The sequence below is a fragment of the Promicromonospora sp. NPDC060204 genome (genome assembly GCF_042728455.1).
In the GTDB taxonomy this organism is placed as follows: Bacteria; Actinomycetota; Actinomycetes; order Actinomycetales; family Cellulomonadaceae; genus Promicromonospora.
The window spans coordinates 23,347-45,004 of record NZ_JBHWZO010000013.1 but is presented as its reverse complement, the minus strand read 5'-3'; the positions used below and the strand labels follow the sequence as shown (position 1 = coordinate 45,004).

At 73.2% G+C, this 21,658-nt stretch carries 18 protein-coding genes; 8 read left to right on the top strand and 10 right to left on the bottom strand.

The genetic code is table 11. The features are described 5' to 3' along the window. Window positions 1-410, bottom strand: a 410-nt coding sequence (locus tag ACFWEJ_RS03455) for a DAK2 domain-containing protein (protein ID WP_377227810.1), incomplete at its 3' end; no start/stop codon positions are given. A 331-nt stretch (window positions 411-741) separates the two neighbouring features. On the opposite strand from ACFWEJ_RS03455, the gene rpmB reads away from it, so the two are divergent. Together rpmB and ACFWEJ_RS03445 are read left to right on the top strand one after the other, a co-directional pair. Further along, window positions 742-939 (top strand): 50S ribosomal protein L28, encoded by a 198-nt coding sequence (rpmB, locus tag ACFWEJ_RS03450; RefSeq protein ID WP_119143026.1) that lies wholly within the window; start codon window positions 742-744, stop codon window positions 937-939. A 151-nt stretch (window positions 940-1,090) separates the two neighbouring features. Beyond that, complete coding sequence (locus ACFWEJ_RS03445) at window positions 1,091-1,600, top strand: GNAT family N-acetyltransferase (RefSeq protein ID WP_377227809.1); 510 nt, start codon at window positions 1,091-1,093, stop codon at window positions 1,598-1,600. Window positions 1,601-1,656: 56 nt separating this feature from the next. Here ACFWEJ_RS03445 and ACFWEJ_RS03440 read toward each other — a convergent pair whose 3' ends face one another. After that, window positions 1,657-2,724, bottom strand: a complete 1,068-nt coding sequence (locus ACFWEJ_RS03440; protein ID WP_377227808.1) for a thiamine-phosphate kinase — start codon at window positions 2,722-2,724, stop codon at window positions 1,657-1,659. 125 nt (window positions 2,725-2,849) lie between these two features. Here ACFWEJ_RS03440 and ACFWEJ_RS03435 point away from each other — a divergent pair, with 125 nt between their 5' ends. Further along, a complete protein-coding gene (locus tag ACFWEJ_RS03435; RefSeq protein WP_377227807.1) occupies window positions 2,850-3,341 on the top strand; it encodes a DUF3515 family protein in 492 nt (163 codons plus the stop codon). Next, window positions 3,338-4,117: a TetR/AcrR family transcriptional regulator gene (locus tag ACFWEJ_RS03430; protein ID WP_377227806.1), complete on the top strand. Its 780-nt coding sequence runs from the start codon at window positions 3,338-3,340 to the stop codon at window positions 4,115-4,117. Before ACFWEJ_RS03435 ends, ACFWEJ_RS03430 begins: the two co-directional genes overlap by 4 nt. A 12-nt stretch (window positions 4,118-4,129) precedes the next feature. Here ACFWEJ_RS03430 and ACFWEJ_RS03425 read toward each other — a convergent pair whose 3' ends face one another. The 4 genes from ACFWEJ_RS03425 to ACFWEJ_RS03410 form a co-directional block, all read right to left on the bottom strand. Then, on the bottom strand, window positions 4,130-4,663 hold the full coding sequence (locus tag ACFWEJ_RS03425; protein ID WP_377227805.1) for a hypothetical protein: 534 nt from the start codon (window positions 4,661-4,663) through the stop codon (window positions 4,130-4,132). 95 nt (window positions 4,664-4,758) lie between these two features. Further along, entirely contained in the window at window positions 4,759-5,940 is a 1,182-nt protein-coding gene (locus tag ACFWEJ_RS03420) for a D-alanine--D-alanine ligase family protein (RefSeq protein ID WP_377227804.1), read from the bottom strand. 24 nt (window positions 5,941-5,964) lie between these two features. Next, window positions 5,965-7,563, bottom strand: a complete 1,599-nt coding sequence (locus ACFWEJ_RS03415; RefSeq protein WP_377227803.1) for an AMP-binding protein — start codon at window positions 7,561-7,563, stop codon at window positions 5,965-5,967. Between the two features lie 33 nt (window positions 7,564-7,596). Next, a complete protein-coding gene (locus tag ACFWEJ_RS03410; RefSeq protein WP_377227802.1) occupies window positions 7,597-9,300 on the bottom strand; it encodes an aldehyde dehydrogenase family protein in 1,704 nt (567 codons plus the stop codon). A gap of 168 nt (window positions 9,301-9,468) precedes the next feature. Between ACFWEJ_RS03410 and ACFWEJ_RS03405 the strand changes: the two genes are divergently transcribed. Together ACFWEJ_RS03405 and ACFWEJ_RS03400 are read left to right on the top strand one after the other, a co-directional pair. Then, a complete protein-coding gene (locus ACFWEJ_RS03405; RefSeq protein ID WP_377227801.1) occupies window positions 9,469-10,749 on the top strand; it encodes a PucR family transcriptional regulator in 1,281 nt (426 codons plus the stop codon). A gap of 9 nt (window positions 10,750-10,758) precedes the next feature. Further along, a complete protein-coding gene (locus ACFWEJ_RS03400; RefSeq protein WP_377227800.1) occupies window positions 10,759-11,937 on the top strand; it encodes an acyl-CoA dehydrogenase family protein in 1,179 nt (392 codons plus the stop codon). A 345-nt stretch (window positions 11,938-12,282) separates the two neighbouring features. Here ACFWEJ_RS03400 and ACFWEJ_RS03395 read toward each other — a convergent pair whose 3' ends face one another. Together ACFWEJ_RS03395 and ACFWEJ_RS03390 are read right to left on the bottom strand one after the other, a co-directional pair. Further along, entirely contained in the window at window positions 12,283-13,647 is a 1,365-nt protein-coding gene (locus tag ACFWEJ_RS03395; protein WP_377227799.1) for a trans-sulfuration enzyme family protein, read from the bottom strand. A gap of 115 nt (window positions 13,648-13,762) precedes the next feature. Beyond that, window positions 13,763-15,085: an MFS transporter gene (locus ACFWEJ_RS03390; RefSeq protein ID WP_377227798.1), complete on the bottom strand. Its 1,323-nt coding sequence runs from the start codon at window positions 15,083-15,085 to the stop codon at window positions 13,763-13,765. An 83-nt stretch (window positions 15,086-15,168) separates the two neighbouring features. Here ACFWEJ_RS03390 and ACFWEJ_RS03385 point away from each other — a divergent pair, with 83 nt between their 5' ends. Then, the gene (locus tag ACFWEJ_RS03385) at window positions 15,169-16,218 is read left to right on the top strand and encodes a GlxA family transcriptional regulator (protein ID WP_377227797.1); all 1,050 of its coding nucleotides are present in this window, start codon (window positions 15,169-15,171) and stop codon (window positions 16,216-16,218) included. 22 nt (window positions 16,219-16,240) lie between these two features. On the opposite strand, the gene ACFWEJ_RS03380 is transcribed toward ACFWEJ_RS03385, so the two are convergent. Both ACFWEJ_RS03380 and ACFWEJ_RS03375 read right to left on the bottom strand, forming a co-directional pair. Further along, window positions 16,241-18,154: a right-handed parallel beta-helix repeat-containing protein gene (locus ACFWEJ_RS03380; protein WP_377227796.1), complete on the bottom strand. Its 1,914-nt coding sequence runs from the start codon at window positions 18,152-18,154 to the stop codon at window positions 16,241-16,243. A 65-nt stretch (window positions 18,155-18,219) separates the two neighbouring features. After that, a complete protein-coding gene (locus ACFWEJ_RS03375) occupies window positions 18,220-20,700 on the bottom strand; it encodes a glycoside hydrolase N-terminal domain-containing protein (RefSeq protein WP_377227795.1) in 2,481 nt (826 codons plus the stop codon). Window positions 20,701-20,876: 176 nt separating this feature from the next. Here ACFWEJ_RS03375 and ACFWEJ_RS03370 point away from each other — a divergent pair, with 176 nt between their 5' ends. Next, the gene (locus ACFWEJ_RS03370; RefSeq protein ID WP_377227794.1) at window positions 20,877-21,593 is read left to right on the top strand and encodes a hypothetical protein; all 717 of its coding nucleotides are present in this window, start codon (window positions 20,877-20,879) and stop codon (window positions 21,591-21,593) included. The last annotated feature ends 65 nt before the right edge of the window (window positions 21,594-21,658 follow it).

Here is a 21,658-nt window from a genome sequence, read left to right as displayed (position 1 = left end):
CGGGCGGATGCCGCCGCCCGCGTGAGCAGGTCCGCCGTGGTGCCGCCGCGCCGGGCGGCGACGGCCAGCCCGCGCAGCCACTCGCTGAGGATCACGCCGGAGTTGCCACGCGCGCCCAGCAGCGCCGCGCGGGCGAGCGTGGCCAGGAGCCGCGGTCCCGTGGCGTCGGCGGGTGCCGCGGCGACCGCCCGGTCGCCCTCGCGGAGGGTCAGGTAGAGGTTGGTCCCGGTGTCGGCGTCCGCCACCGGGAAGACGTTGACCCGGTCGATCGCCTCGCGCTCGCGCCGCAGCGCCGCCGTGGCCCCGCGCGCCCACGCGCGCACGACGCCCGGGTCGTCGAGCCCGGCCCCGGGCGGGTACGCCTGGGGACCCGGTTCGGCCGTCCGGCTGCCGCTGTCGACGTCGGTCACGCTCTGCCCTCCTGCACCTGGTGTCACGAATGCTCGCGCCACGAACGACCGGCTGCCCGGGCACCCGCTCGGACGGATCCCACCGTACCCAGCGGGTGGGATGATTGCGTCCGGCCGCCCACAGGCCTGTGGACAGCCCCCGGTCCGGTCGGTGTGACGCACCACCCCGCGGCTACGGTTTGAGGGCGCGGCCCGCCATCAGGTACTCTGTCGAAGTTGCCTGGAACGCCAAGAAGCGTTGATTGCTCCGAAGTATCCAGGCGTTCCCTTTAGACCATCATCACGTCGTGCTGTCGTTATGCACCGGCGTGCACGACATTCAGGAGACACCGTGGCTGCCAACTGCGACGTCTGCGGCAAGGGCCCGGGCTTCGGGCACAGCGTGTCGCACTCCCACATCCGCACCAAGCGCCGCTGGAACCCGAACATCCAGCGCGTCCGCGCGATCGTGGGCGGCACTCCCAAGCGCGTCAACGTGTGCACCTCCTGCCTCAAGGCCGGCAAGGTCACGCGCAAGGTCTCGGCCTGACGCTGCCGCAGCCGGGTCGCTGACGCGACCCGCACATGCTTGACGAAGACGCTCGCCGGTTCGCCGGCGGGCGTCTTCGGCGTTTCCAGAACCTTCATCTGGTACCAAAGAAGTGGTTGCGCAGGGCCCCGCACGGTGAAAAGGTAAGGTCATGATGGCACCGGAAGACGTGACCATCCGCCCAGCAACGACGACCGACGCCGAAGCTATCGCTCGTGTCGACATCGCCTCTTGGCGTGGTGCTTACTCAGAGATCCTGTCCGACTCCTACCTGGCCTCGCTCGACATCACCGACCGGGCCGGGCAGTGGACGGCGGCGGTGACCGCGCGAGATACCACTGTCCTCGTCGCCGAGGACGAGAGCGGGCCCATCGGGTTCACCAGCGTGGGGCCGTCGCGCGACGAGGACGCCGAACCGGGCGACCTGGAGATCTACGCCATCTATCTCCACCCGCGCGTCTGGGGCAGCGGCGTGGCGCGCGACCTCATGCGCACCGTGCTCGACGGCCTGCACTCGGGCTCCGTGACGCTCTGGATCCTGGAGGGCAACGAGCGCGCCCAGCACTTCTACCGGCGGCACGGCTTCCAGCACGACGGCACCGAGCGCATCGACGAGATCGGCGGCCAGCCGCTCACGCAGCTCCGGTTCCGCAAGCGCTGAGTCTCAGCAGCAAGCGCTGAGCCTCGGCAGGGTGCGGCCCGCAACGGGTCCCGGCCTCACGCCCGGAAGTGGTCCCAGCCCGGTCCGACGTCGGGCTCCGCGCCGCCGATCGTGACGGCCGGCGCCTCGCCCGGCTCCAGCACGTGTCCGACGGCGGTCCAGCCCGCCGGCAGCTCCGCGTCCGCGGGGAACGTGGCGAGCAGCCCGTGGTCCTCTCCCCCGCCCCAGATCCAGCCGTCGAGCACGCCGTCGACGTCGGACCGGCCGGGCCCCCACCCGGGGTCACCCAGGCCCGACGCCGCGGCGACCGCCCGCGCCGCCGAGCGCAGCTCCTCCCGGTCGGCGGGGAACGCCCTGGCGTCGAAGTCGATCTGGACGCCGCTCGCGGCGGCGAGCCGCCCGGCGTCACGGAGCAGACCGTCGGAGAGGTCGAGCATCGCCGTCGCCCCCGCCGCGGCGGCCGCGACCCCCGCGGCGAGCGGCGGCTCGGGCCGCAGGTGCGCGGACACCAACCGCTCCCAGGCGTCCTCCAGCAGCACGCCCTCGCCGACCTCCAGCGGCACCGGCGACGGCGGCTCCTTGACCAGGCCCGCCTCCAGGAGCGCCAGCCCGCCGGCCGACCACCCGCGCACCCCGGCGTGCGCGACGACGTCGCCCGGCCGCGCGCCCGACCGGAGCACCGGTGCGCGTCCTTCCAGGTCACCGTGCACGGTGACGGCCACGACCAGGCAGGGACCGCCGGACAGGTCGCCGCCCACGGCGCCCGCACCGGCGGGCGCGCAGCCGTCGGCCAGTCCCCGGGCCAGCCCCGTCACCCACTCCACGTCGGTGTCGCCGGGCACCACCAGGGACGTGACGAGCGCGGTCGGCCGGGCGCCCATCGCCGCGATGTCGGCGAGGTTCTGCGCGGCGGCACGCCGTCCGACGTCGTACCCCGTGGACCAGCGCGCGCGGAAGTGGCGGTCCTCGACGAGCACGTCCGTGGAGACCACGAACCGTCCGTCGGGGGCGGCGAGCACGGCGGCGTCGTCGCCCGGGCCGAGCAGCGTGGCGCTCCCCCGGGGCAGCAGGGGGAGGATGCGTTCGAGGATCTGCTCCTCGGAGAGGTCACGGACGCGGGTCACTGGAAGACCTTAAGGTGCCGCGCCGCTCCGGGGCGGCATCCGGCCCGGCGCGCGGGGCGCACACCGGCACGCACCCAAGGCGGGCGCCGGGGCGGGCACGCTCACCGGGCGGGTAACGTATCTCCGTGCTTCCCGCCCGAATCGTCACCCCCCGGACCGTCGCCGTGCTGGCCGCCGCCGCCCTCACCGCCGTGGCCCTGGGCGGCTGCGCGCGGACGATCGGGGTGGAGGTCGCGCCCGACGCCGCCGACCCGCTGTGCGCGGAGGTGCTGCTCGCCGTGCCGGACGAGCTCGGCGAGGACCTGCCCAAGGTGCCGACCGACGCCCAGGCCACGGCGGCCTGGGGCGAGCCGGGCGGCGCCGTCACGATGCGCTGCGGCGTGGACCAGCTCGGCCCGTCCGGGGACTGCCAGCACGTGGACTCGGGCGACGGGACCACCGTCGACTGGATCGTCAGGACCGACGACGAGGGCACCTGGTCGTTCGTCACCTACGGCCGCGACCCCGCGGTCGAGGTGGTCGTGCCGCCCGCGGTCACGGACGACCACTCAACGTCGTTCATCGCCGACCTCGCCGGCGCCGTGTCCCAGGTACCTGCCACGAAGGAGTGTCAGTGAGCCCTGCCGTGCGAGAACGACCCACCACGGGGCAGCCGGCGACCGTCGACGCGGACCCGCCCGTCCAGTCCCGGCGGGAGCGCCTGCGTGACGAGCTGCACCGCGAGGTGCTCGACGCGGCCCGGCACCAGCTCGCCGGGCAGCACGGCCTGAGCAAGCTCACGATGGCCGCGATCGCCAAGGAGGTCGGCGTCACGCCGCCCGCGCTGTACCGGCACTTCGAGAACCGGCAGGACGTCATCGCGCAGCTCTGCGAGCTGATCGTCGAGGAGGTGCTGGACACGCTCGGCGCCGCCGTGGCCCGGCAGGAGCCCGGCGACGTCGGCGCGGCGCTGGTCGCCTCGACCCGGGCCTCGCTCGACTGGGCGGTCCGCAACCCGGCGGAGTTCGACCTGGTCATCGGGTCCGGCATCAGCGCGGAGCTGCCCGAGAGCCGCGACCTCCAGCGCCGCATGGCCGAGATGATCGGCGGCCACTACGTGCCGCTGTTCCGCGAGCTGGCCGCCTCCGGCATCCCCTTCCCGGCCGACGACGAGCTCGACCCCGAGCTGGCCGGCCAGGTGCGCACGTACCGCGACGCCGTGGGCGGGCAGGACCTGCCGCTCGGCATCGCCCATCTGATGGTGACGAGCTGGCGGCAGGTCTACGGCCTGCAGTGCATGGCCGTGTACGGGCACCAGGAGTTCGCGTTCGGCGACCACGTGGCGCTGCACGAGGACCTCGTGTCCTCGCTGCTGGTGCGGTTCGGGCTGGACCCGCACCCGACGGTCCGCTGAGCACGGACGGGCTCAGCGCACCATCGAGTCCCGACCCGCCTCCAGGGTGTGCAGCGAGTCGGCGTTCGAGATGAGCTGGATGCTCCCGTGGTAGGTGATCGACGGGTCCTTCATCGCCGCGCCCACCAGCTCGGCCAGCGCGGCGAGGTGCCGGGCGTCGTGCGCGCAGATGCGGTGCACGTGCTGGGAGGCCGTGACCATCTGCAGGGCGAACACCGGGTACTTCCAGATCGGCTTCCAGAACCCGGTGCGCTGCCACGCGCGGGTCGCGGGCCACGCGAGGCCCGCGCAGGCCGTGGCGAAGGCCGCCTCCCACGGGACGTCGTCGGCCCCGGCCAGGCGGAGCAGCAGCAGGACCACCGCGGCGATGCAGAACGGGTAGGCCACCTGGTTGGCCCAGGCCCCGATCGGCTGCGGCTTGGCCACGCCGATCACCTCGACCCGCATCACGTTGCCGAGCGCGAAGGAGGTCAGCCCGATGCTGAGCACCCCGTTCGCCACCCGCACGTCGCGCACCGCGTAGCTGTAGCGGGGCTCGCCCAGCATCCTGCCTCCTCAAGCGCCCTCGTCTCGAGCGCCGTCGCCTCAAGCACCATCCGCCGGACGTGTCCCGGCCCTGGTCAGAGGCAGAGTACAGGCGATCAGCGCAGGCCGGTGGGCCGTTCGAGGGCGAGCTGGATCAGCTCGTCGATCAGCTCCGGATAGGGCACGCCGGACGCGTCCCACATGCGCGGGTACATCGAGAACGGCGTGAAGCCCGGCATGGTGTTGATCTCGTTGACGACGACCTCGTCGTCGGGCGTGACGAACACGTCCACGCGGGACAGGCCCTCGGCGCCCACGGCCTCGAAGGTCCGGACGGCGATCTCCTGGACCTCCTTGATGACGTGGTCCGGGAGGTCGGCCGGGCAGGTGAGCTGCACCGCGGACTCGTCGAAGTACTTGGCCTCGTAGTCGTAGAAGCCGTTCTTGGTCTCGTCGGTGACCACGATCTCGCCCGGCAGGGACGCCCGCGGGCGCTCCCCGCCGCGGCCGCCGAGCACCGCGCACTCGATCTCGCGGCCCACGATGCCGGCCTCGACGATCACCTTGGGGTCGTGCCGGCGCGCCTCGGCGACGGCGGCGTCCAGCTCGTCCAGCGAGTCCACGCGGGAGACGCCGAGCGACGAGCCCGCGCGGGCCGGCTTGACGAACAGGGGCAGGCCGAGGGGCTCGATCGTCTGCAGCACGACGTCGCGGCGGACGTCCCAGTCGCCCGGCTTGATGACGGCGTACTTGCCGATCGGCAGGCCGTGGCCCGCGAGGACCATCTTCATGAAGTGCTTGTCCATGCCGACGGCGGACGCCAGCACCCCGGACCCGACGTACCGCGCGTCGGCGAGCTCGAGGAGGCCCTGGACGGTCCCGTCCTCGCCGTACGGCCCGTGCAGCAGCGGGAACACGACGTCGACGTCCGCCAGGGCGGACGGGACCTGGCCCGGCTCCAGCACGCGCAGCGCGGAGTCGCCCACGGTCAGCGGGAGCACCACCTCGGCGTCGGACGCCGGGACCTCGGCCGCCTTGCCGTCGGTGATCGCCCAGCGCTCGGGCTCGTCGGCCGCGATGACCCACTGCCCCTTCGGGGTGATGCCGACGGGCACTACCTCGTACTTCGAGCGGTCGATCGCGCCCATGACGCCGCCGGCGGTGGCGACGGAGATCCCGTGCTCGCCGGAGCGGCCGCCGAACAGGATCACGACGCGGGTCTTGCGGGCAGCGCCCGGCGTCGGCACGAGGTTCGTGGAATCCCCGGCGGAGGCTGGTTCAGGAGTGTGGTGCGACATCGCGCCCGACCCTACCGGACCCGGCTACCCCGCCGTGGCCCGCAGGTCCTTGCGCAGGATCTTGCCGGACGCCGACTTGGGCACCGCCTCGATGAACTCGACCGAGCGCACCTTCTTGTACGGGGCCACCTGCTCGGCGATGTACGCGATGACCTCGGCCTCGGTCAGCGACGCCCCGGCCGCCGGCACGACGAACGCCTTCGGGATCTCGCCGGCCTCCTCGTCGGGCAGCCCGATCACGGCGGCGTCCGCGATCTGCGGGTGGGAGAGCAGCAGCGCCTCCAGCTCCGCGGGCGGCACCTGGTAGCCCTTGTACTTGATGAGCTCCTTGAGCCGGTCCACGACCTGGAACACGCCCCCGGATTCGACCGTGACGATGTCGCCCGTGTGCAGGAACCCGTCCGCCTCCAGCGTGGCCGCCGTCGCCTCGGGGTTGCCGAGGTAGCCGACCATCACGTTCGGCCCGCGGCACAGCAGCTCGCCGGGACCGGAGACGCCGTCGGCGGGCTGCTCGATCTCCGCGCCCGTCGCCGGGTCGACGATCTTCGCCTCCATGCCCGCGACGAGCAGCCCCACCGACCCGGACGGGATGTCCGCGCGGTCGAACGGGATGACGTGCGAGACCGGCGACATCTCGGTCATGCCGTAGCCCTGCAGCACCCGCACGTGCTCGCCGAGCCGGTCGCGCACGGCGCCCGCCAGGCTCTCGCCGAACGGCGCGGCCCCCGAGAGCACGGCCCGCACGCTGGTCACGTCGTAGGAGTCGAGCAGCGGGTGCTTCGCCAGCGCGAGCGCGATGGGCGGCGCCACGAACAGGAAGGTCGCCCGGTGCTCCTGGATCACGCCCAGGTACTGGGCCAGGTCGAACCGGGGCAGCGTGACGAGCCGGGCGCGGGTGCGCAGGGCCAGGTTGAGCAGCACCGTCATGCCGTAGATGTGGAAGAACGGCAGCACGCACGGCACCACGTCGTCCGCCCCGACGCCGATGGCCATGGACTGGGCCACGTTCGCCACGAGGTTGGTGTGCGTGAGCATGACGCCCTTGGGGCGGCCCGTCGTGCCGGACGAGTACGGCAGCACCGCGAGGTGCGTCGCCGGGTCGAACGTCACGTCGGGAGCGGGGTGCGGGTCGGCCAGGAGGTCGGCGAGGGAGGCGTGGCCCGCTCCCGTGTCCGGGCCGCCGTCGAGCACCACGATCTGGTCGTCGCGCAGGCCCGCGTCCCGGGCCCCGGCCTCCCCCGCGGCGAGCAGCGCCGAGACGGTGATCATGAGCCGCGCGCCGGAGTCGGCGAGCTGCTTGGTGATCTCCGGCGCGCTGGACAGCGCGTTGACGGTGGTCACGGTGACCCCGGCGCGCAGCAGGCCGTGGAACACGGTGACGTAGGCCGGGACGTTCGGCGCGTGCAGGGCGACGACGTCGCCCACCCCGAACCCACGCGCCGCGACGGCCCCCGCCACCGCGTCGATCTGGTCCCGGAGGGCGCGGAACGTCGTGGCCGCCCCGCTGACGCCGTCGACCACCGCGACGCGCTCCAGCTCGGCGTCCGAGATCGTGCCGAACAGGTACTCGTACACGCTGACGGGCGGGATCTCCACGTCGGGCAGCTGGCTGCGGATCACCATCGTCGGTCTCCCTTTTGTTTGTCAGGCGCGTCGTCAGGCGCGGAACGCGGCGAGCAGGACCGGCACCAGCCGCCCCCACGACGGCGCCACCGCGTAGCGGGTCAGCTGCCGGCCCGTGTCCGTCACGCTCCGGGAACCACTGAACCACGGCGGCTTCGGAAAGAGCGAGAGCTCACCGTGCAGCACGCTGCGCGGGAACGGGCGGAACGGCCCGGTCACCACGGTCCGCTCGGGCCCGGCCAGCAGGTTCCCGTTGTGCACGACGTCGATCCCGGAGCCGACGTCGGCGACCGTGTGCCCCGGGAACGCGCCCCAGATCGCGCCCGGCAGCAGGAAGCCCACGCCGGTCCACGCGTTGATCGCGACGGTGCCGTAGCGCAGGTCGGCGATCGCGTCGTCGAACGCGGCCCCCATCGACCGGCGGTCCTGCGGCCGCACCACCACGTTGGCGCCGAGGGTGCCGTACAGGGAGTCGTTGGCGAAGCCGACGGCGGCGCCCAGGAACTCGGCGCCCGTGCCCGGCAGCTGCGTCCACGCCAGCACGGGCGCGAAGTACTCGTCGGTGCACGCCGGGTCGCCCGCGGCCACCTCCATCAGGATCCGGCCGGCCAGGTGCTCGGCGTCCGGGTGGGTGTCGTCGGCGCGGGCAACCTTGTCCGCCGTGCCGGGGTACCACGGGTCGCGGGCGGGCATCCGGGCGAGCGCGGCGCGCAGCTCGGCGAGGAAGTCGTCCTTCTGCGGCCAGTCCGCCGACAGCACCACGACCTGGCCCGCGATGCAGTTGTGGCCCGCGTTGTGCAGCCGCATCGAGACCAGGTGCTCGGCCTGGAACCGCAGGTCGGCGGCGCTCCACCGCCCGGGCACCACGATCATCGGTGCGACGCCGCCCAGCTCGCTCGTGATCGGCACCCTGAGGCGGGGGTCGCCGGCCGCCCGGCGCACCTCGGCCTCGTCACCGGTGCCCCACACGATCGCGTCGTGCGTCGCGGCGGAGCCGGTGATGTGCACCTTGTCGATGCCGGGGTGCCGCGTCAGGTAGGCCCCGACGGCGCCGTCCCCGGTGACGACCCGGACCGCGCCGACCTCGATCAGGGGGGCGAGCGCGCGTCGGTACACGTCGAGCAGCGCGCCGAAGGTGGGGTTGAGCTTCACGATGGAGGCGCGGTTGTGCGCCACGAGCTCGTAGAACGCGTCCAGCGGGGCGATCGACGAGATGTTGCCGGCGCCCAGCACGAGCCCCACCCCGCCGTACTCGCCGACCTTCCCGGCGCCCAGCCCCGCCTCGGTGCGCACCTGGTGCTCGCCCACGCCTGGCGGCATCCAGACCTCGGCCCGGAAGCCGTTGAACAGCACCCACTCCTGGGCGTTGCGCGGGAGCACCCGGACCGCCACGCGGCCGCCCGGGGCGGCGCCGATCCGCAGGCCCTCGGCCGGCGACCGGCCCGCCGCGAGCGCCTCGTAGGAGCGTGCGTACGCCGCGGCGCTCTCCAGCGCCCCGTACGGTCCGGTCATCCACTCCTCGCCCGCGTAGGGCGCGGACGGGTCGACGTGCTTCGCCCGGGCCGCGACGGTGGCCCACTCGTGGGCGACCTCGACGACGGCGGCGTGGACCTGCCGGAACAGCGCCGCCCGCTCCGCGACGGGCAGCTGCGCCCACCGCTCCGCGCCGACCTTGAGCTCGTCGACCGCCTGGTCGAGCTCGCGCTCGGTGGTGGCCTGCGCGTCCGTCACGCTCATCCGCTGTCTCCTTCGACCGCACTCTGCCTGCTCGACCGACGCGCCGGTCCTCGCTGACCGACGCTCCAATAGCCTAGGGGTCGGAGCCGGTCCAGGGCGAGACCCCGTCGCGCCTTTACATTTCGACCTTCGATGCACAACCGGGACGCCGCGACTAGGCTGCCTGGCATGTCGGACATCGCCGCTACTGGGCGTCATGACCTCCGCGATGCGCTGGATCTGCTCAGCGAACAGGTGGCCGACGGCATCCTGCACGCGGAGCCGGTGTATAGCGAGACCCGGCTCCCCGCCGCCGTCGTCCAGCCGCTGGTCCGGGCGAACGTCGCGGAGATCCTCACCGCCCTCGCCGGTGAGACCTCGTCGCTCGCCCCCGCCCGGGAGACCGGCCGGATCACCGCCGCCGAGGGCATCCAGCTCGACCTGCTCCAGGACGCCTACCGGCTGGCCGGGCTGCGCATCTGGGAGGAGCTCGCCCGGCGGCTGCGGCACCAGTCCGACACCGGCGTCCTGCTGCGGGCCTCCTCGCGGGTCTGGTCCGCGATCGACCGCTCGTCGAACGTCGCGGTCCGGAGCCACCTGGAGGCCGCGGCGGGCTTCGGCGAGAGCATGGCCCGCACCGAGCTGCTGCGCGGGATCCTGACCGGGGTCGTCCAGGACCTGGAGACCGCACGGCGCGCCCTCGGGCTGCCCGCCGACGTGATGCTGGTGGTCGCGGTCACGGCGCAGGGTCCGGCGTCGGGCGGGGTGCGGGGTTCGACGTCGGGTGCGGCACGGGGTCCGCGGTCCGGCGCGACGCCGGACGCGGCGTCCGGACCGGCCGCGGCGTCCGACGCCGCCCGGGTGACCACCCGCTGGCTGATCCACGAGGGCGACCGGCTCACGCTCGTGGCCGCCCCCACCTCGCCGGACGCCCAGGAGGCGCTGGCCGGTCTCGCCGCGGGTACCCGGACCGGCGCGAGCCGCCCGTTCACCAGCCTCGCCGACGCGCCCGCCGCCCTCGCCCAGGCCCGCACCGCGGTGCGCTCCCTGTACCCCGGGCAGGCCGGGCTCTCCTGCTTCGGCGACCGCCCGCTGGACGCGCTGCTGGCCGCGGACGACGGACGCGCCGGCGAGCTTGCCCTCGCCGTCCTCGGGGGGCTCCGCGAGCGCGACCCGCGGGACGAGGAGCTGCTCCTGGCCACAGTCGAGGCGTGGTTCGAGCACGGCGGGTCCGGCACCCGGGCCGCCGAGGCGCTGCACTGCCACCGCAACACGGTGCTGAACCGGCTGGCGCGCGTCGCCGACCTGACCGGCCGCGACGTCAACGACCCGCGGGCCGCCGCGGAGCTCTACGCGGCCGTGCGGGCCCGCCGGCTGCAACCCACCGTTCTGGGCACAATTCACCCTGCGGTGATACTCACCGGACATCCAGCCGAAAACCAGCACCACCCCGGCCCCTCCCAGGGTTAGCCTCGTGACGTGACCGATCTCCTGTCCGGTGAGCTGCTTGCCGACATTCGCGAACGTGCCGCCGACTACGACCGGGACAACGCCTTCTTCGCCGAGGACCTGGCCGACCTCCAGGCGTCCGGCTACCTCGGCGCGATGGTCCCCACGGCGTTCGGCGGGGGCGGGCTCACGCTGCACGAGACCGCCCACGAGCAGGCGCGCCTGGCCGCGCACGCGCCGGCGACGGCGCTGGCCGTGAACATGCACCACGTCTGGGTCGGCGTGGGCCGCTACCTGCACGAGCGCGGCGACTCGTCGCTGGACTGGCTGCTGCGGGAGGCGGCGTCGGGCGAGGTGTTCGGGTTCGGCTACTCCGAGCCGGGCAACGACCTGGTGCTGCTCGGCTCGCGCACGGAGGCCCGGCCCGACGGCTCGGGCGGGTACACGTTCCACGGCCGCAAGATCTTCACGTCCAACTCCCCCGCCTGGACGCGGCTGGGCGTGCTCGGCCTGGAGAAGGCCGGCGGACTGCGCCACGGCCGGAACGGCGCGCCGCGCCTGGTGCACGCGTTCGTCACGCGCGACGGCGGCGGGTTCGAGATCCTCGACGACTGGGACACCCTCGGCATGCGCGCCTCCCAGTCGCGCTCCACGCTGCTCGACGGCGCCCACGCGCCCGCCGACCGGGTGCTGCGCCTCCTGCCGCCGGGCCCGTCGCTGGACCCGTACGTGCTGGGCATCTTCACGTCGTTCGAGGTACTGCTCTCGTCGGTGTACGCGGGGATCGCGGACCGGGCGCTGGAGCTCGCGGTCGAGGCGGTGAACAGGCGCACGTCGATGAAGACCGGCAAGACCTACGCGCAGGACCCCGACGTCCGGCGCCGGATCGCCGACATGGCGCTGGCCCAGGACAGCGTCTGGCTCCAGATCGACGGGATCACCCGCGACATCGACGCCTCGGCGGCTGACCCGACGCTGGACCGCGGCGCGGGCTGGTTCCGGGCCACCGCCGGGCTCAAGGTGCGCGTCACCGAGACGGCCCGCGAGGTCGTCGACCAGGCTGTGCGGGTCTCCGGCGGATCGACGTACTTCAACGGCTCCGAGCTGGGCCGCCTGTACCGGGACGTGCTGGCGGGCATCTTCCACCCGTCCAGCGACGACGCCGCCCACAGCACGGTCGCCCAGTCCCTCCTGGGCCCGCTGGACTAACCCCCTGACTCGCCATAACCACCCTGCCGAGTCAGCCATCTGGTCCGACCACCTGGCTGACTCACCATCACAACCCCGCCGAGTCAGCCGGCTGGTCCGACCACCTGGCTGACTCACCATGGCGACCCTGCCGAGTCAGTCGGCTGGTCCGACCAACCCGCTGACTCGACATGGTCGCCAGGTGGTCCGACCATCTGGCTGACTCGACACGAAAACTCTGCCGAGTCAGTCAGGTGGTCCGACCAACCCGCTGACTCGGCAGGGTTGCCATGGCGAGTCAGTCGGGTGGTCGGACCAGATGGCTGACTCGGCGGGGTTGTCGTCAGCAGGTTGGCCGGCGGTGGGTCAGGCGCGGAGCGCCTGGTCCAGGTCGCGCCAGAGGTCTTCCACGTCCTCGATGCCGACCGACAGGCGCAGCAGGTCCTCCGGGACAGTGTGCGCCTCGGTGCCCCAGCGGCGGCGGCGCTCCAGCATCGACTCCACGCCGCCCAGCGACGTGGCGGGCAGCCACAGGCGGACGGCGTCCACGACGGCGTCGGCCCGCTCGACGGCGGCCTGGTCGACAGCGGCCTGGTCGACAGCGGCCGCCCGCTCGACGGCGGCCTGGTCGACAGCGGCCCGCTCGACGGCGTCCGCCCGCTCGACGGCGGCCGGTCCCGTGCCAGCGACCGCCGCGTCCCCCGCGGCCAGTCCCGTGCCGGTGACCGCCGCGTCCCCCGCACCGGGCCGGGGCCGGGGGCGGACGCCGATGATCGCGCCGAACCCGTTCATCTGCGCCTTCGCGCGCTCGTGCCCCGGGTCGCCGGGCAGGGAGGGGTGCCGCACCTCGGCGACCTCCGGGTGCTCCGCGAGCCGCCGGGCCAGCTCGGCAGCGCTCGCCTGGGCCCGCTCGAAGCGCAGCGCCAGGGTGCGCAGCCCGCGCAGCGCGAGCCAGGTCTCGAACGGCCCGGCGATCGCGCCGTGCAGCGTCCGGTGCTCGCGCAGGGTCGCGGCCAGGGCGGCGTCGCGCGTCACGAGCGCGCCCAGCACGACGTCGGAGTGGCCGGCCAGGTACTTGGTGACCGAGTGCAGCACCACGTCGGCGCCGTGCTCCAGCGGGCGCTGACCCAGCGGCGTCGCGAACGTGTTGTCGACCACCGAGCGCACACCGGCGGCGCGGGCCGCACCCAGCACGGCGGGCAGGTCCGCGACCTCCAGCATCGGGTTGGTGGGCGACTCGACGAGCAGCAGGTCGGCGCCGTCCAGGGCCGCGACCACGGCGTCCGTGTCCGCGATGTCGACGTACCGCAGGGTCACGGCGTGCCGCTCGGAGATCTGGCGCGCCAGCACCATGCCCGCCTGGTAGGCGTGCCGCGGCAGCACGAGCGTGCCGCCGTCGGGCACCAGCGAGAACGCAGCGGCGACCGCCGCCATCCCGGACGAGAACAGGATCGCCGTGGCGGGAGCGACCCCGCCGTCTTCCACAGCGCCGCCACCGTCGGCCCCGCCCTCCAGCGCCGCGAGCGCCTCCTCGAACGGGTGCCAGGCGTCGTTGTCCCCGCGCGCGTACGACAGCTCGTCCGGGCTGACGACGCCGCGGGACACGTACGTCGAGTTCAGCGGCACGGACGGGTTGATGTGCCCGCCCTGCTCGCGGGCCGGGCGCCCGGCGGAGACGACGACGGTGGCGGGCGCGAGGCCGGCGGCTGACGGGTGCAGGGCAGTGCTCATGGTCCGGAGAATACGACCGCCCCGCGCCCACCGCCCCGCCCGTCCGAGGGACGGCCGGACCACCGGACCTGTCAGACCCGGGCGACCTGTCAGACGTACAGGTCCCCCGAGGGACTCACGCGGCTGACACGTCCGCCGTGGTCTGCCGGACACGGCGGATCACCATCGACATGAGCGCGGCGCCCGCGCACAGCGCGCCGGCGCCGTACCAGACGGCGTCGTACGAGCCCGTCATGTCCCGCACCAGACCGCCCGCGAAGGCCACCACACCCGCACCGACCTGGTGCGACGCGAGCACCCAGCCGAACACGATCGGCGCGTCCTCGCCGTAGAACTCGCGGCACAGGGCGAGGGTCGGCGGCACGGTCGCCACCCAGTCCAGGCCGTAGAACACGATGAAGAACAGCATCGGCATCTCGACGTGCGGGGCCATGAGCGACGGCAGGAACAGCAGCGCGACGCCGCGCAGCGTGTAGTAGACGCCCAGCAGCACGCGCGGGGAGAACCGGTCGGTGAGCCAGCCGGACCCGATGGTGCCGATCACGTCGACCACCCCGATCACGGCGAGCAGGCTCGCGGCGACCGTGATCGGCATGCCGTGGTCGTGCGCGCCGGGCACGAAGTGGGTGCGGACCAGCCCGTTCGTCGTCGCGCCGCAGATGGCGAACGCCCCGGCGAGCAGCCAGAACGGGCCGGTGCGGGCGGCGTCGAACAGGGCGGTGACGGCGCGCCGGGCCGCGCCGCGCGTCGGCGCGGGCTTGGGCGCGTAGGTACCGCCGTAGGGCGCGAGCCCCATGTCGGCGGGGTGGTCGCGCAGCAGGAACAGGACGAGCGGGATGGCCACGAGCGAGGCGATGGCCACCGTGACCGACGCCGGGCGCCAGCCCTGGTTCTCGACGATCCACGCGAGCAGGGGCAGGAAGACGAGCTGGCCCGACGCCGTCGCCGCCGTCAGCACACCGCTGACCAGGCCGCGCCGCGCCACGAACCAGCGCCCCGTCACGGTGGCCGTGAACGCGAGCGCCATGCTGCCGCTGCCCACGCCGACCAGGAGCCCCCAGCCGAGCACGAACTGCCAGGGCTCCGACATCCACACGGTCGACAGGGCGCCGCCCGTGATCACGACGAGAGCGATGCTGACCACGGGGCGCATGCCGAACCGGTCCATGAGGGAGGCGGCGAACGGCGCCGTCAGCCCGTACAGCACGGACTGCAGGCCGACGGCGAACCCGATGGTGGCGCGCGACCAGCCGAGCTCCGCGTTGAGCGGGTCCACGAAGAGACCGGGCGCGGCGGTGAACGCCGCGGCGCACATGACGGTCACGAAGCTGACCAGGGCCACCCACCAGGCGGGGTGGATGCGCGGGGCGCGACGCGGGGCGTCCGGGGTCTGCGCTGCGTTCTGGCCCGCCGGCACGGGGACGTCTGTCTGGGTCACGGGATCAGCATGCTGGGGCGCGGCGGCGAGAAACAGTGGCCCGGAGGACACACATCGCTAGGTTCGGGCCATATGATCGAGGCATGGCCCAGACCACCCCGCGCCGGCACCGTGTCGCCGTACTGATCCGGCCCGGCTTCATCCCGTTCGAGCTCGGCATCCCGCACCGGATCTTCGGCATCGCGCGCGACGCCGAGCACCGCCCCCTGTACGAGGTGGTGACCTGCACGCCCGGCGGCCCGGGGCTGGTGCGGTCCGACTCCGACGTGCTGGTCCAGGTGGAGCACGGGCCCGAGGTCCTGGAGACGGCGGACACCGTGGTGGTCCCGGCGTCGCACACCTCCGGTCCCGACGGCACGGACCCGGCCGCCGGCGACCCGGTCCTCGAACCCGAGCTCGCCGCGGCGCTCGCCCGCATCCGGCCCGGCGCCCGGCTCATGTCCATCTGCACGGGCGCGTTCGTGCTGGCCGCCGCAGGGCTGCTCGACGGCCGTCCCGCCACGACCCACTGGCTGGAGAGCGACCGTTTCCGGCAGCTCTACCCGCGCGTCGCCCTTGACCCGGATGTGCTCTACACCGACGACGGCGACGTGCTGACCTCGGCCGGTGTCGCCTCCGGCGTCGACCTGTGCCTGCACGTCGTGCGCCGGGACCACGGCACGGCGGTCGCGCAGGACGTCGCGCGCCGCACCGTGGTGCCGCCGCACCGGGACGGCGGCCAGGCGCAGTTCATCAAGCGGCCCGTGGCGGTCGAGCGGGCCGTCGCGCGGGGCGACGCCTCCGGGTCGGCCGCCACCGGGGCCCGCGGCACGAGCACCGCCGCCGCCCGGACCTGGGTGCTGGACCGCCTCGACGAGCCGCTCACCCTGTCCGACATGGCCCGGCACGCGGCCATGTCGGTGCGCACCTTCACCCGCCGGTTCCGCGACGAGACCGGCGAGAGTCCCGGGCAGTGGCTCACCCGGCAGCGCGTGGAGCACGCCCGCACCCTGCTGGAGTCCACGAGCCTGCCCGTCGAGCAGGTCGCCCGGCGGTGTGGTTTCGGCACGGCCCAGTCGCTGCGGGCCCACCTGACCACGGCGCTCGGCGTGACGCCGTCGGCCTATCGCCGGACGTTCCGCCGGGCGGCCTGACGGCGGCCGCCCGGCGGACCGGTCAGGACTCCGGGACCGGGTACGGGAAGGCGTCGGTGACGCCGATCTTGTCGTACTCCATCGCGGAGGCGTCGAAGTCGTCCTCCCAGTTGGCGTTGCTCACCTCGTTGCACTGGTAGGACTGGTACGACTGGTCGGTCGTCTCGCCCACCTCGATGTTGCTGAACGAGAAGGCGCAGCCGCCGGCGTCCATGTGGATGCCCCGCGTCCCGCTGTCGGGCATCTCGCCCACCGGGTCGGGGAGCACGTCGCCGATGACCATCTGGTCCACGGTGTTCTGCACCGGGTACGGGTCCTGGTTGTCGACGCCGTAGGTGTAGAACGCGCCCATGTCGCCGGAGTCGAGGCCCGCCTCGTCGATCCGGATGTACCGGAACGTGTTGTGGTCGGTGTACTGGTCGCCGTCGACCACCTCGGGGCGGGACTCCAGGCTGATGCCGTACCGCGCGGAGTGCCGCACGTTCACGTGCTCGACGAGGTTGTCGCCGGTGCCCATGAGCTCGATGCCCGCCGCGTCGCCGGGCACGAGCTCGCCGACGTGGTGGATGTAGAGGTTGCGGAAGGTGTGGTGGTGCGACAGGTCGCCCTCCCCCGGCCAGCCGCCCTCGACCTTGATGCCGTCCGCGCCGATGTTCTCGAACAGGCTGTTCTCGACGGTCAGGTGGTCGTTGGCGAACAGCGCGTAGACCCCCATGAAGCCGGTGTCGCGGACGTGCATGCCGGTGAGCGTGATGCCGCTCGTGTTCTCCAGCGTGACGGCGCCGAACCGGTTGCGCGGCATCTCGATCTGCCGGTCGTACTCGGGGTACTTGTGCTCCTCGCCGGAGTCGCCCGCGCTGATCCAGCCCGAGCGGTACCAGCTCACGAAGTCGGAGTACTGGATGCCGATGCCGTCGAAGGTGATGTCGTGCGCCTTCTGCTCGGGCGTGGCGCCCTTGACGTCGATCACCTGGGTGACCGTGGGCTTCATGATCGTCACGTCGTCGATGTCGCCGCGCGGCTTGTAGTACAGCTCACCGGCCTCGCGGTCGATGTAGTACTCACCCGCCTGGTCCAGGAACGGCAGGGCGTTCTGGATGAAGTAGCGCGAGCCGCTGCGGCTGTTCACCAGGGCGTACCGGGCCCAGTTGTCGAGCGTCGCGAAGCCCTTGCGGTAGTCGGCGCCGCCGATCGGCACGATGTCGGTGAACCAGCTCCACGAACCGCCCGACCACAGCGTGACCTGGGCGTCCTTGAGCGGGTTGCTCTCGGGGGTGTCGTCCCAGGCCGGGTCCCAGTCGCCCTCCTCCCAGTACAGCCACTGGTGCACGGCCTCCTTCTCCGGCTCGCCGAGCCGCGAGAACAGGTACGGGCCCTGGGTGTCGTCCGAGCCGCGGTTGGGATACCGGGCCAGCTCGGAGCGTTCGCCGTCCTCGAACAGCGTGTAGAACTGCTCGTCGGGATCCACCTGGGTCTTGTAGATGCCGTCCTGGTACTCCTCCCAGCCGGTGACCTCCTCGGCGCCCACGAGGTTGGCCGCGCCCGGGCCGTCGCTGCTGCGGTACACGACCTGGTGGCCGCCGCCGCCCGAGTCCTGCTCGGTGAAGGCGATGGTCTCCGTGACGGGGTACTCGCCCGCCGCGAGGTTCACGGTGATGTCGCACCGCTGTCTGCCGTCCCGGTTCAGGCCCTTCTCGCGGATGTGGTCCCGCGCCGCCTCAACGGTCCTGAACGGGTCCTTCGCCGTGCCCTTGCCCCGGTCGTCGCCCGACGGCGAGACGTAGAGCTGCGGGCACCCGCCGCCCGAGACCGCGGCGGCGGCGTCGGCCGCCGCGCCGGCGAGCCGGTCGAACGCGATCCCGCCGCCGCCCATGGCGGCGACCAGGCTCACCGCGGCGACCGCCACGGTGCTCGTCTGTATCCAGTTCCTGGACATCGATGTCCCTTCCTCGGTGTGGGTTCTTGCGGGTGGTCGGTAGGGGTGGTCCGTGGGGTGGCCGGTCAGGCCCGCGGTTCGACGACGTAGGTGGCCCCGCGGCGCGTCCGGAAGACGGCGAGGCCGTCCTCGGGGTGTTCGACGTCGACCGGGCCGCCCGGGCCCGAGACGCGGACCGGGCCGTCGGTGCGCAGCCGGATCGTGTTGCCGGCCAGCGACTGGATCCGCGCGCTGCGGAGCCGCCCGTCGCGCCAGGAGAGGGCGAGCTCGAAGGCGCCCCGGGTCCGCAGGCCGCGCACCCGCCCGGTCGGGAAGGCCGCCGGGAGGCACGGCAGCAGCCAGACCTCGCCGGAGTGGCTCTGCACGATCGTCTCGTTGATCGCCGAGGTACCCCCGAAGTTCCCGTCGATCTGGAACGGCGGGTGCAGGTCGAACAGGTTCGGCGCGGTGCGCCCGGGCGAGAGGAGCTGCTTCAGGTGGGTGTAGACGCCGTCCCGCTGGAGCAGCCGGGCGCGGATGTTCATCTTCCACGCGAGCGACCAGCCCGCCGTGACCGCGGGACCGCGCAGCTCGAGCGACCGGTTGGCCGCCGCGGCCAGCTCGGGCGTGCGGCGGGGGGTGATCTGGTCGCTGGGGAACACGCCCCACAGGTGCGAGACGTGCCGGCTGGTCTCCTGCGCGGCCTCCTCCCAGTCGACCAGCCACTCCTGCACCTGCCCCAGGAAGCCGATCTGGTTGGGCGGCAGCTGCTCGCGCGCGGCCAGCGCCTGCGCGGCCATCTCGCGGTCCTGGCCGAGCACCGCGGACGCCTTGTCGAACGCCGTGAACAGGTCCCGCAGGATCTGCATGTCCATGGTGGGGCCGGCGCACATGCTCACGCCCACGTTGTCGATGTCGTGGTGCTTGAGCTCGGGCGAGTGCGAGGGGCTGGTGACGAGGTAGCCGGTCGCGGCGTCCTGCACGAGGGTGTCGAGGAAGAACTCGACCGATCCGCGCAGCACCGGGAAGTACTCCCGCAGCACGTCGAGGTCGCCCGTGTACTCGTAGTGCTCCCAGAACAGCAGCGAGAGCCAGGCGCCGCCGGTGGGCCAGACGCCGTAGTACGCGAAGTCCACGGGCGCCGACCCGCGCCACAGGTCGGTGTTGTGGTGCGCCACCCAGCCCTTGGCGCCCCACATCTTCTGCGCCGTCCGGGCGCCGGACTCGGCGAGCTCCTCGATCATCGCGAAGAGCGGCTGCCAGCACTCGGCGAGGTTGGCAGGCCCGGCGGGCCAGTAGTTCATCTGGCAGTTGATGTTCAGCGTGTACTTGGACTGCCACGGCGGCAGCATCTGGTCGTTCCACAGCCCCTGGAGGTTGGCCGGCTGGCCGGGGGTGCGGGAGCTGGAGATCAGCAGGTAGCGGCCGAACTGGTAGTACAGGGCCGCGAGCTGCGGGTCCTGGCCGTCCCGGAAGGCGGCGACCCGCTGGTCGGTCGGCAGGTCGACCGACGCCGAGGTGCCCAGGTCGATGTCCACCCGGCCGAACATCTCCTGGTGGTCGCGCACATGGGCCCGGCGCAGGATCCCGTAGCCCTGTGGCGTGGCCCGCTCCAGAGGGGCCAGCGCCGCCGCGAGGTGGTCGCCGCCGACGTCGAGGTAGTTGCGGTGGCTCGTGCCGATCGACAGGACCAGCGTGACGGCGTCCGCGCCGCGCACCCGCAGCCCGGTGTCGTCGCAGGTCACGGTGCCGCCCTCGGGCATCGCCCGGACCAGGCTGACGAAGCGGACCTTGCCCTCCAGCCCTTCGGCCTCGCCGCTGCGGCCCTCCAGGGCGAGCGTGCGGCCGTCGTGGGCATGTGTCGTCGTCTCCTGGAGCGACGTGTACCCGGCGTCGAACGAGATCGCGCCGCGCGCGCTCGCCGTGAACCGGGCGACGATCACCTGGTGCGCGTGGCTGCCGAACACCTCGCGGGTGTGGCGCACGCCGTCGGCCACGAACGTCGTGGTCGTGATCGCCGTGGCCAGGTCGAGCGACCGCTCGTAGCCCGTGACGCCCGTGACGCCGGTGCCGTCCGTGCCGGCAGTGCCGCCCGTGCCGTCCGTGAGGTCCCCGGGCAGCCCGGGAAAGGTCAGGTGCAGGTCGCCGACCGGCTGGTACTGCATCTGCTCCGTGGGGCGGCCCATGAACCGCTCGTCGGCGAGGTTCTGGGCCTCCAGCCACCTCTCCTCGCTGATCAGCCGCCGGATCTCCGGCAGCGCCTCGTGCCCCAGCGGGTCGGCGTAGTCGTGCGGGCCGCCGGCCCAGACCGTGTCCTCGTTGAGCATGAGCTTCTCGGCGGCCACGCCGCCGAACACCATGGCGCCGAGCCGGCCGTTGCCGACGGCGAGCGCCTGCAGCCACTCCTGGGCCGGGGCGGTGTACCAGAGCCGCATCGGGTTGGTGTCCGGGGCGTCGCCGCCCCCGGGGTCGGCCGCCGCGCTCGTGGGGGCCTGCCCGGCGAGCGCGAACGCCCCGGCAGTCAAGCCCGTCGTGCGCAGGAGGTCTCTTCGCGTGATCGGATTCATCGAGCGACTCCTTCGTCCTCTTTGTCATCACTCTCATCACTGCCATCACCGTCATCACCGTTGAACGACGCGGGCTAAATGTAGTACGTCACATGTATCACAAGTCAAGAGTGCGGACTGGACCCGTTGGCCGATCGTGACCGGCCCCGCCACGTCCCAGGCCCTACGCTGGGCACATGGGACGAGCCGGACACCGCACAGCTCTGCTGATCGCCGCCTGCGCGGCGCTGCTGCTGGCCGGGTGCACGGGCGCGCAGGGCACGAACGGCCCGGAGCTCAGCAACACCAGTCCCGTGCCGGTCGCCCCGGACTCGGACACTGACGCGACGCCGTCGCCGTCGGACGGCTCAAGCGACGACGGCTCGGACGACGGCTCAGGTGACGACGGGGACGACGCCCCCGAGCCGAGCGCCTCCGCGACCGAGACCGAGTCCGGCCCGGCCTTCCCGGCGAACACGAAGCCCGACACCGCGGAGCCCTCCGGTGAGGGCGAGACGTTCCTGAGCGTCACCGACGTGCGCGTCGCCGCGCACGACGGCTACGACCGCGTCGTGTTCGACCTCGACGGCACGGGCAGCGGCAAGCCCGGCTGGCGCGTCGAGTACGTGGACCAGGCGTCCGACGACGGGTCCGGCGACGCCGTCGCGGTGGACGGCGACGCGATCCTGCGGGTGTCGCTGTCCGGCACCGCCATCCCGACGGACAGCGGGGTCGAGGAGTTCTCGGGCGACCGCATCGAGCCCGCCGACACCGACTCGATCGAGGAGATCGTGTACCGCTACTGGTTCGAGGGGTACACGACGGCCTTCATCGGCGTGGACGACGCCGAGCGCCCGTTCCGTGTGTTCCTCCTGGAGGACCCGATGCGCGTCGTGGTGGACGTGCAGCACTGACGGCCCGGCGCCGACACCGGCGGCGCCGAGCCGGGCTGGGCCGGCCCACCCAGATCAGCCCCGCA

Excerpts from the sequence above, each read along its gene's own strand:
- ACFWEJ_RS03445 (WP_377227809.1), top strand. The coding sequence starts at position 1,091 with ATGATGGCACCGGAAGACGTGACCATCCGCCCAGCAACGACGACCGAC.
- ACFWEJ_RS03425 (WP_377227805.1), bottom strand. The coding sequence starts at position 4,663 with ATGCTGGGCGAGCCCCGCTACAGCTACGCGGTGCGCGACGTGCGGGTG.
- ACFWEJ_RS03420 (WP_377227804.1), bottom strand. The coding sequence starts at position 5,940 with ATGTCGCACCACACTCCTGAACCAGCCTCCGCCGGGGATTCCACGAAC.
- ACFWEJ_RS03415 (WP_377227803.1), bottom strand. The coding sequence starts at position 7,563 with ATGGTGATCCGCAGCCAGCTGCCCGACGTGGAGATCCCGCCCGTCAGC.
- ACFWEJ_RS03410 (WP_377227802.1), bottom strand. The coding sequence starts at position 9,300 with ATGAGCGTGACGGACGCGCAGGCCACCACCGAGCGCGAGCTCGACCAG.
- ACFWEJ_RS03405 (WP_377227801.1), top strand. The coding sequence starts at position 9,469 with ATGTCGGACATCGCCGCTACTGGGCGTCATGACCTCCGCGATGCGCTG.
- ACFWEJ_RS03395 (WP_377227799.1), bottom strand. The coding sequence starts at position 13,647 with ATGAGCACTGCCCTGCACCCGTCAGCCGCCGGCCTCGCGCCCGCCACC.
- ACFWEJ_RS03385 (WP_377227797.1), top strand. The coding sequence starts at position 15,169 with ATGGCCCAGACCACCCCGCGCCGGCACCGTGTCGCCGTACTGATCCGG.
- ACFWEJ_RS03380 (WP_377227796.1), bottom strand. The coding sequence starts at position 18,154 with ATGTCCAGGAACTGGATACAGACGAGCACCGTGGCGGTCGCCGCGGTG.
- ACFWEJ_RS03375 (WP_377227795.1), bottom strand. The coding sequence starts at position 20,700 with ATGAATCCGATCACGCGAAGAGACCTCCTGCGCACGACGGGCTTGACT.
- ACFWEJ_RS03370 (WP_377227794.1), top strand. The coding sequence starts at position 20,877 with ATGGGACGAGCCGGACACCGCACAGCTCTGCTGATCGCCGCCTGCGCG.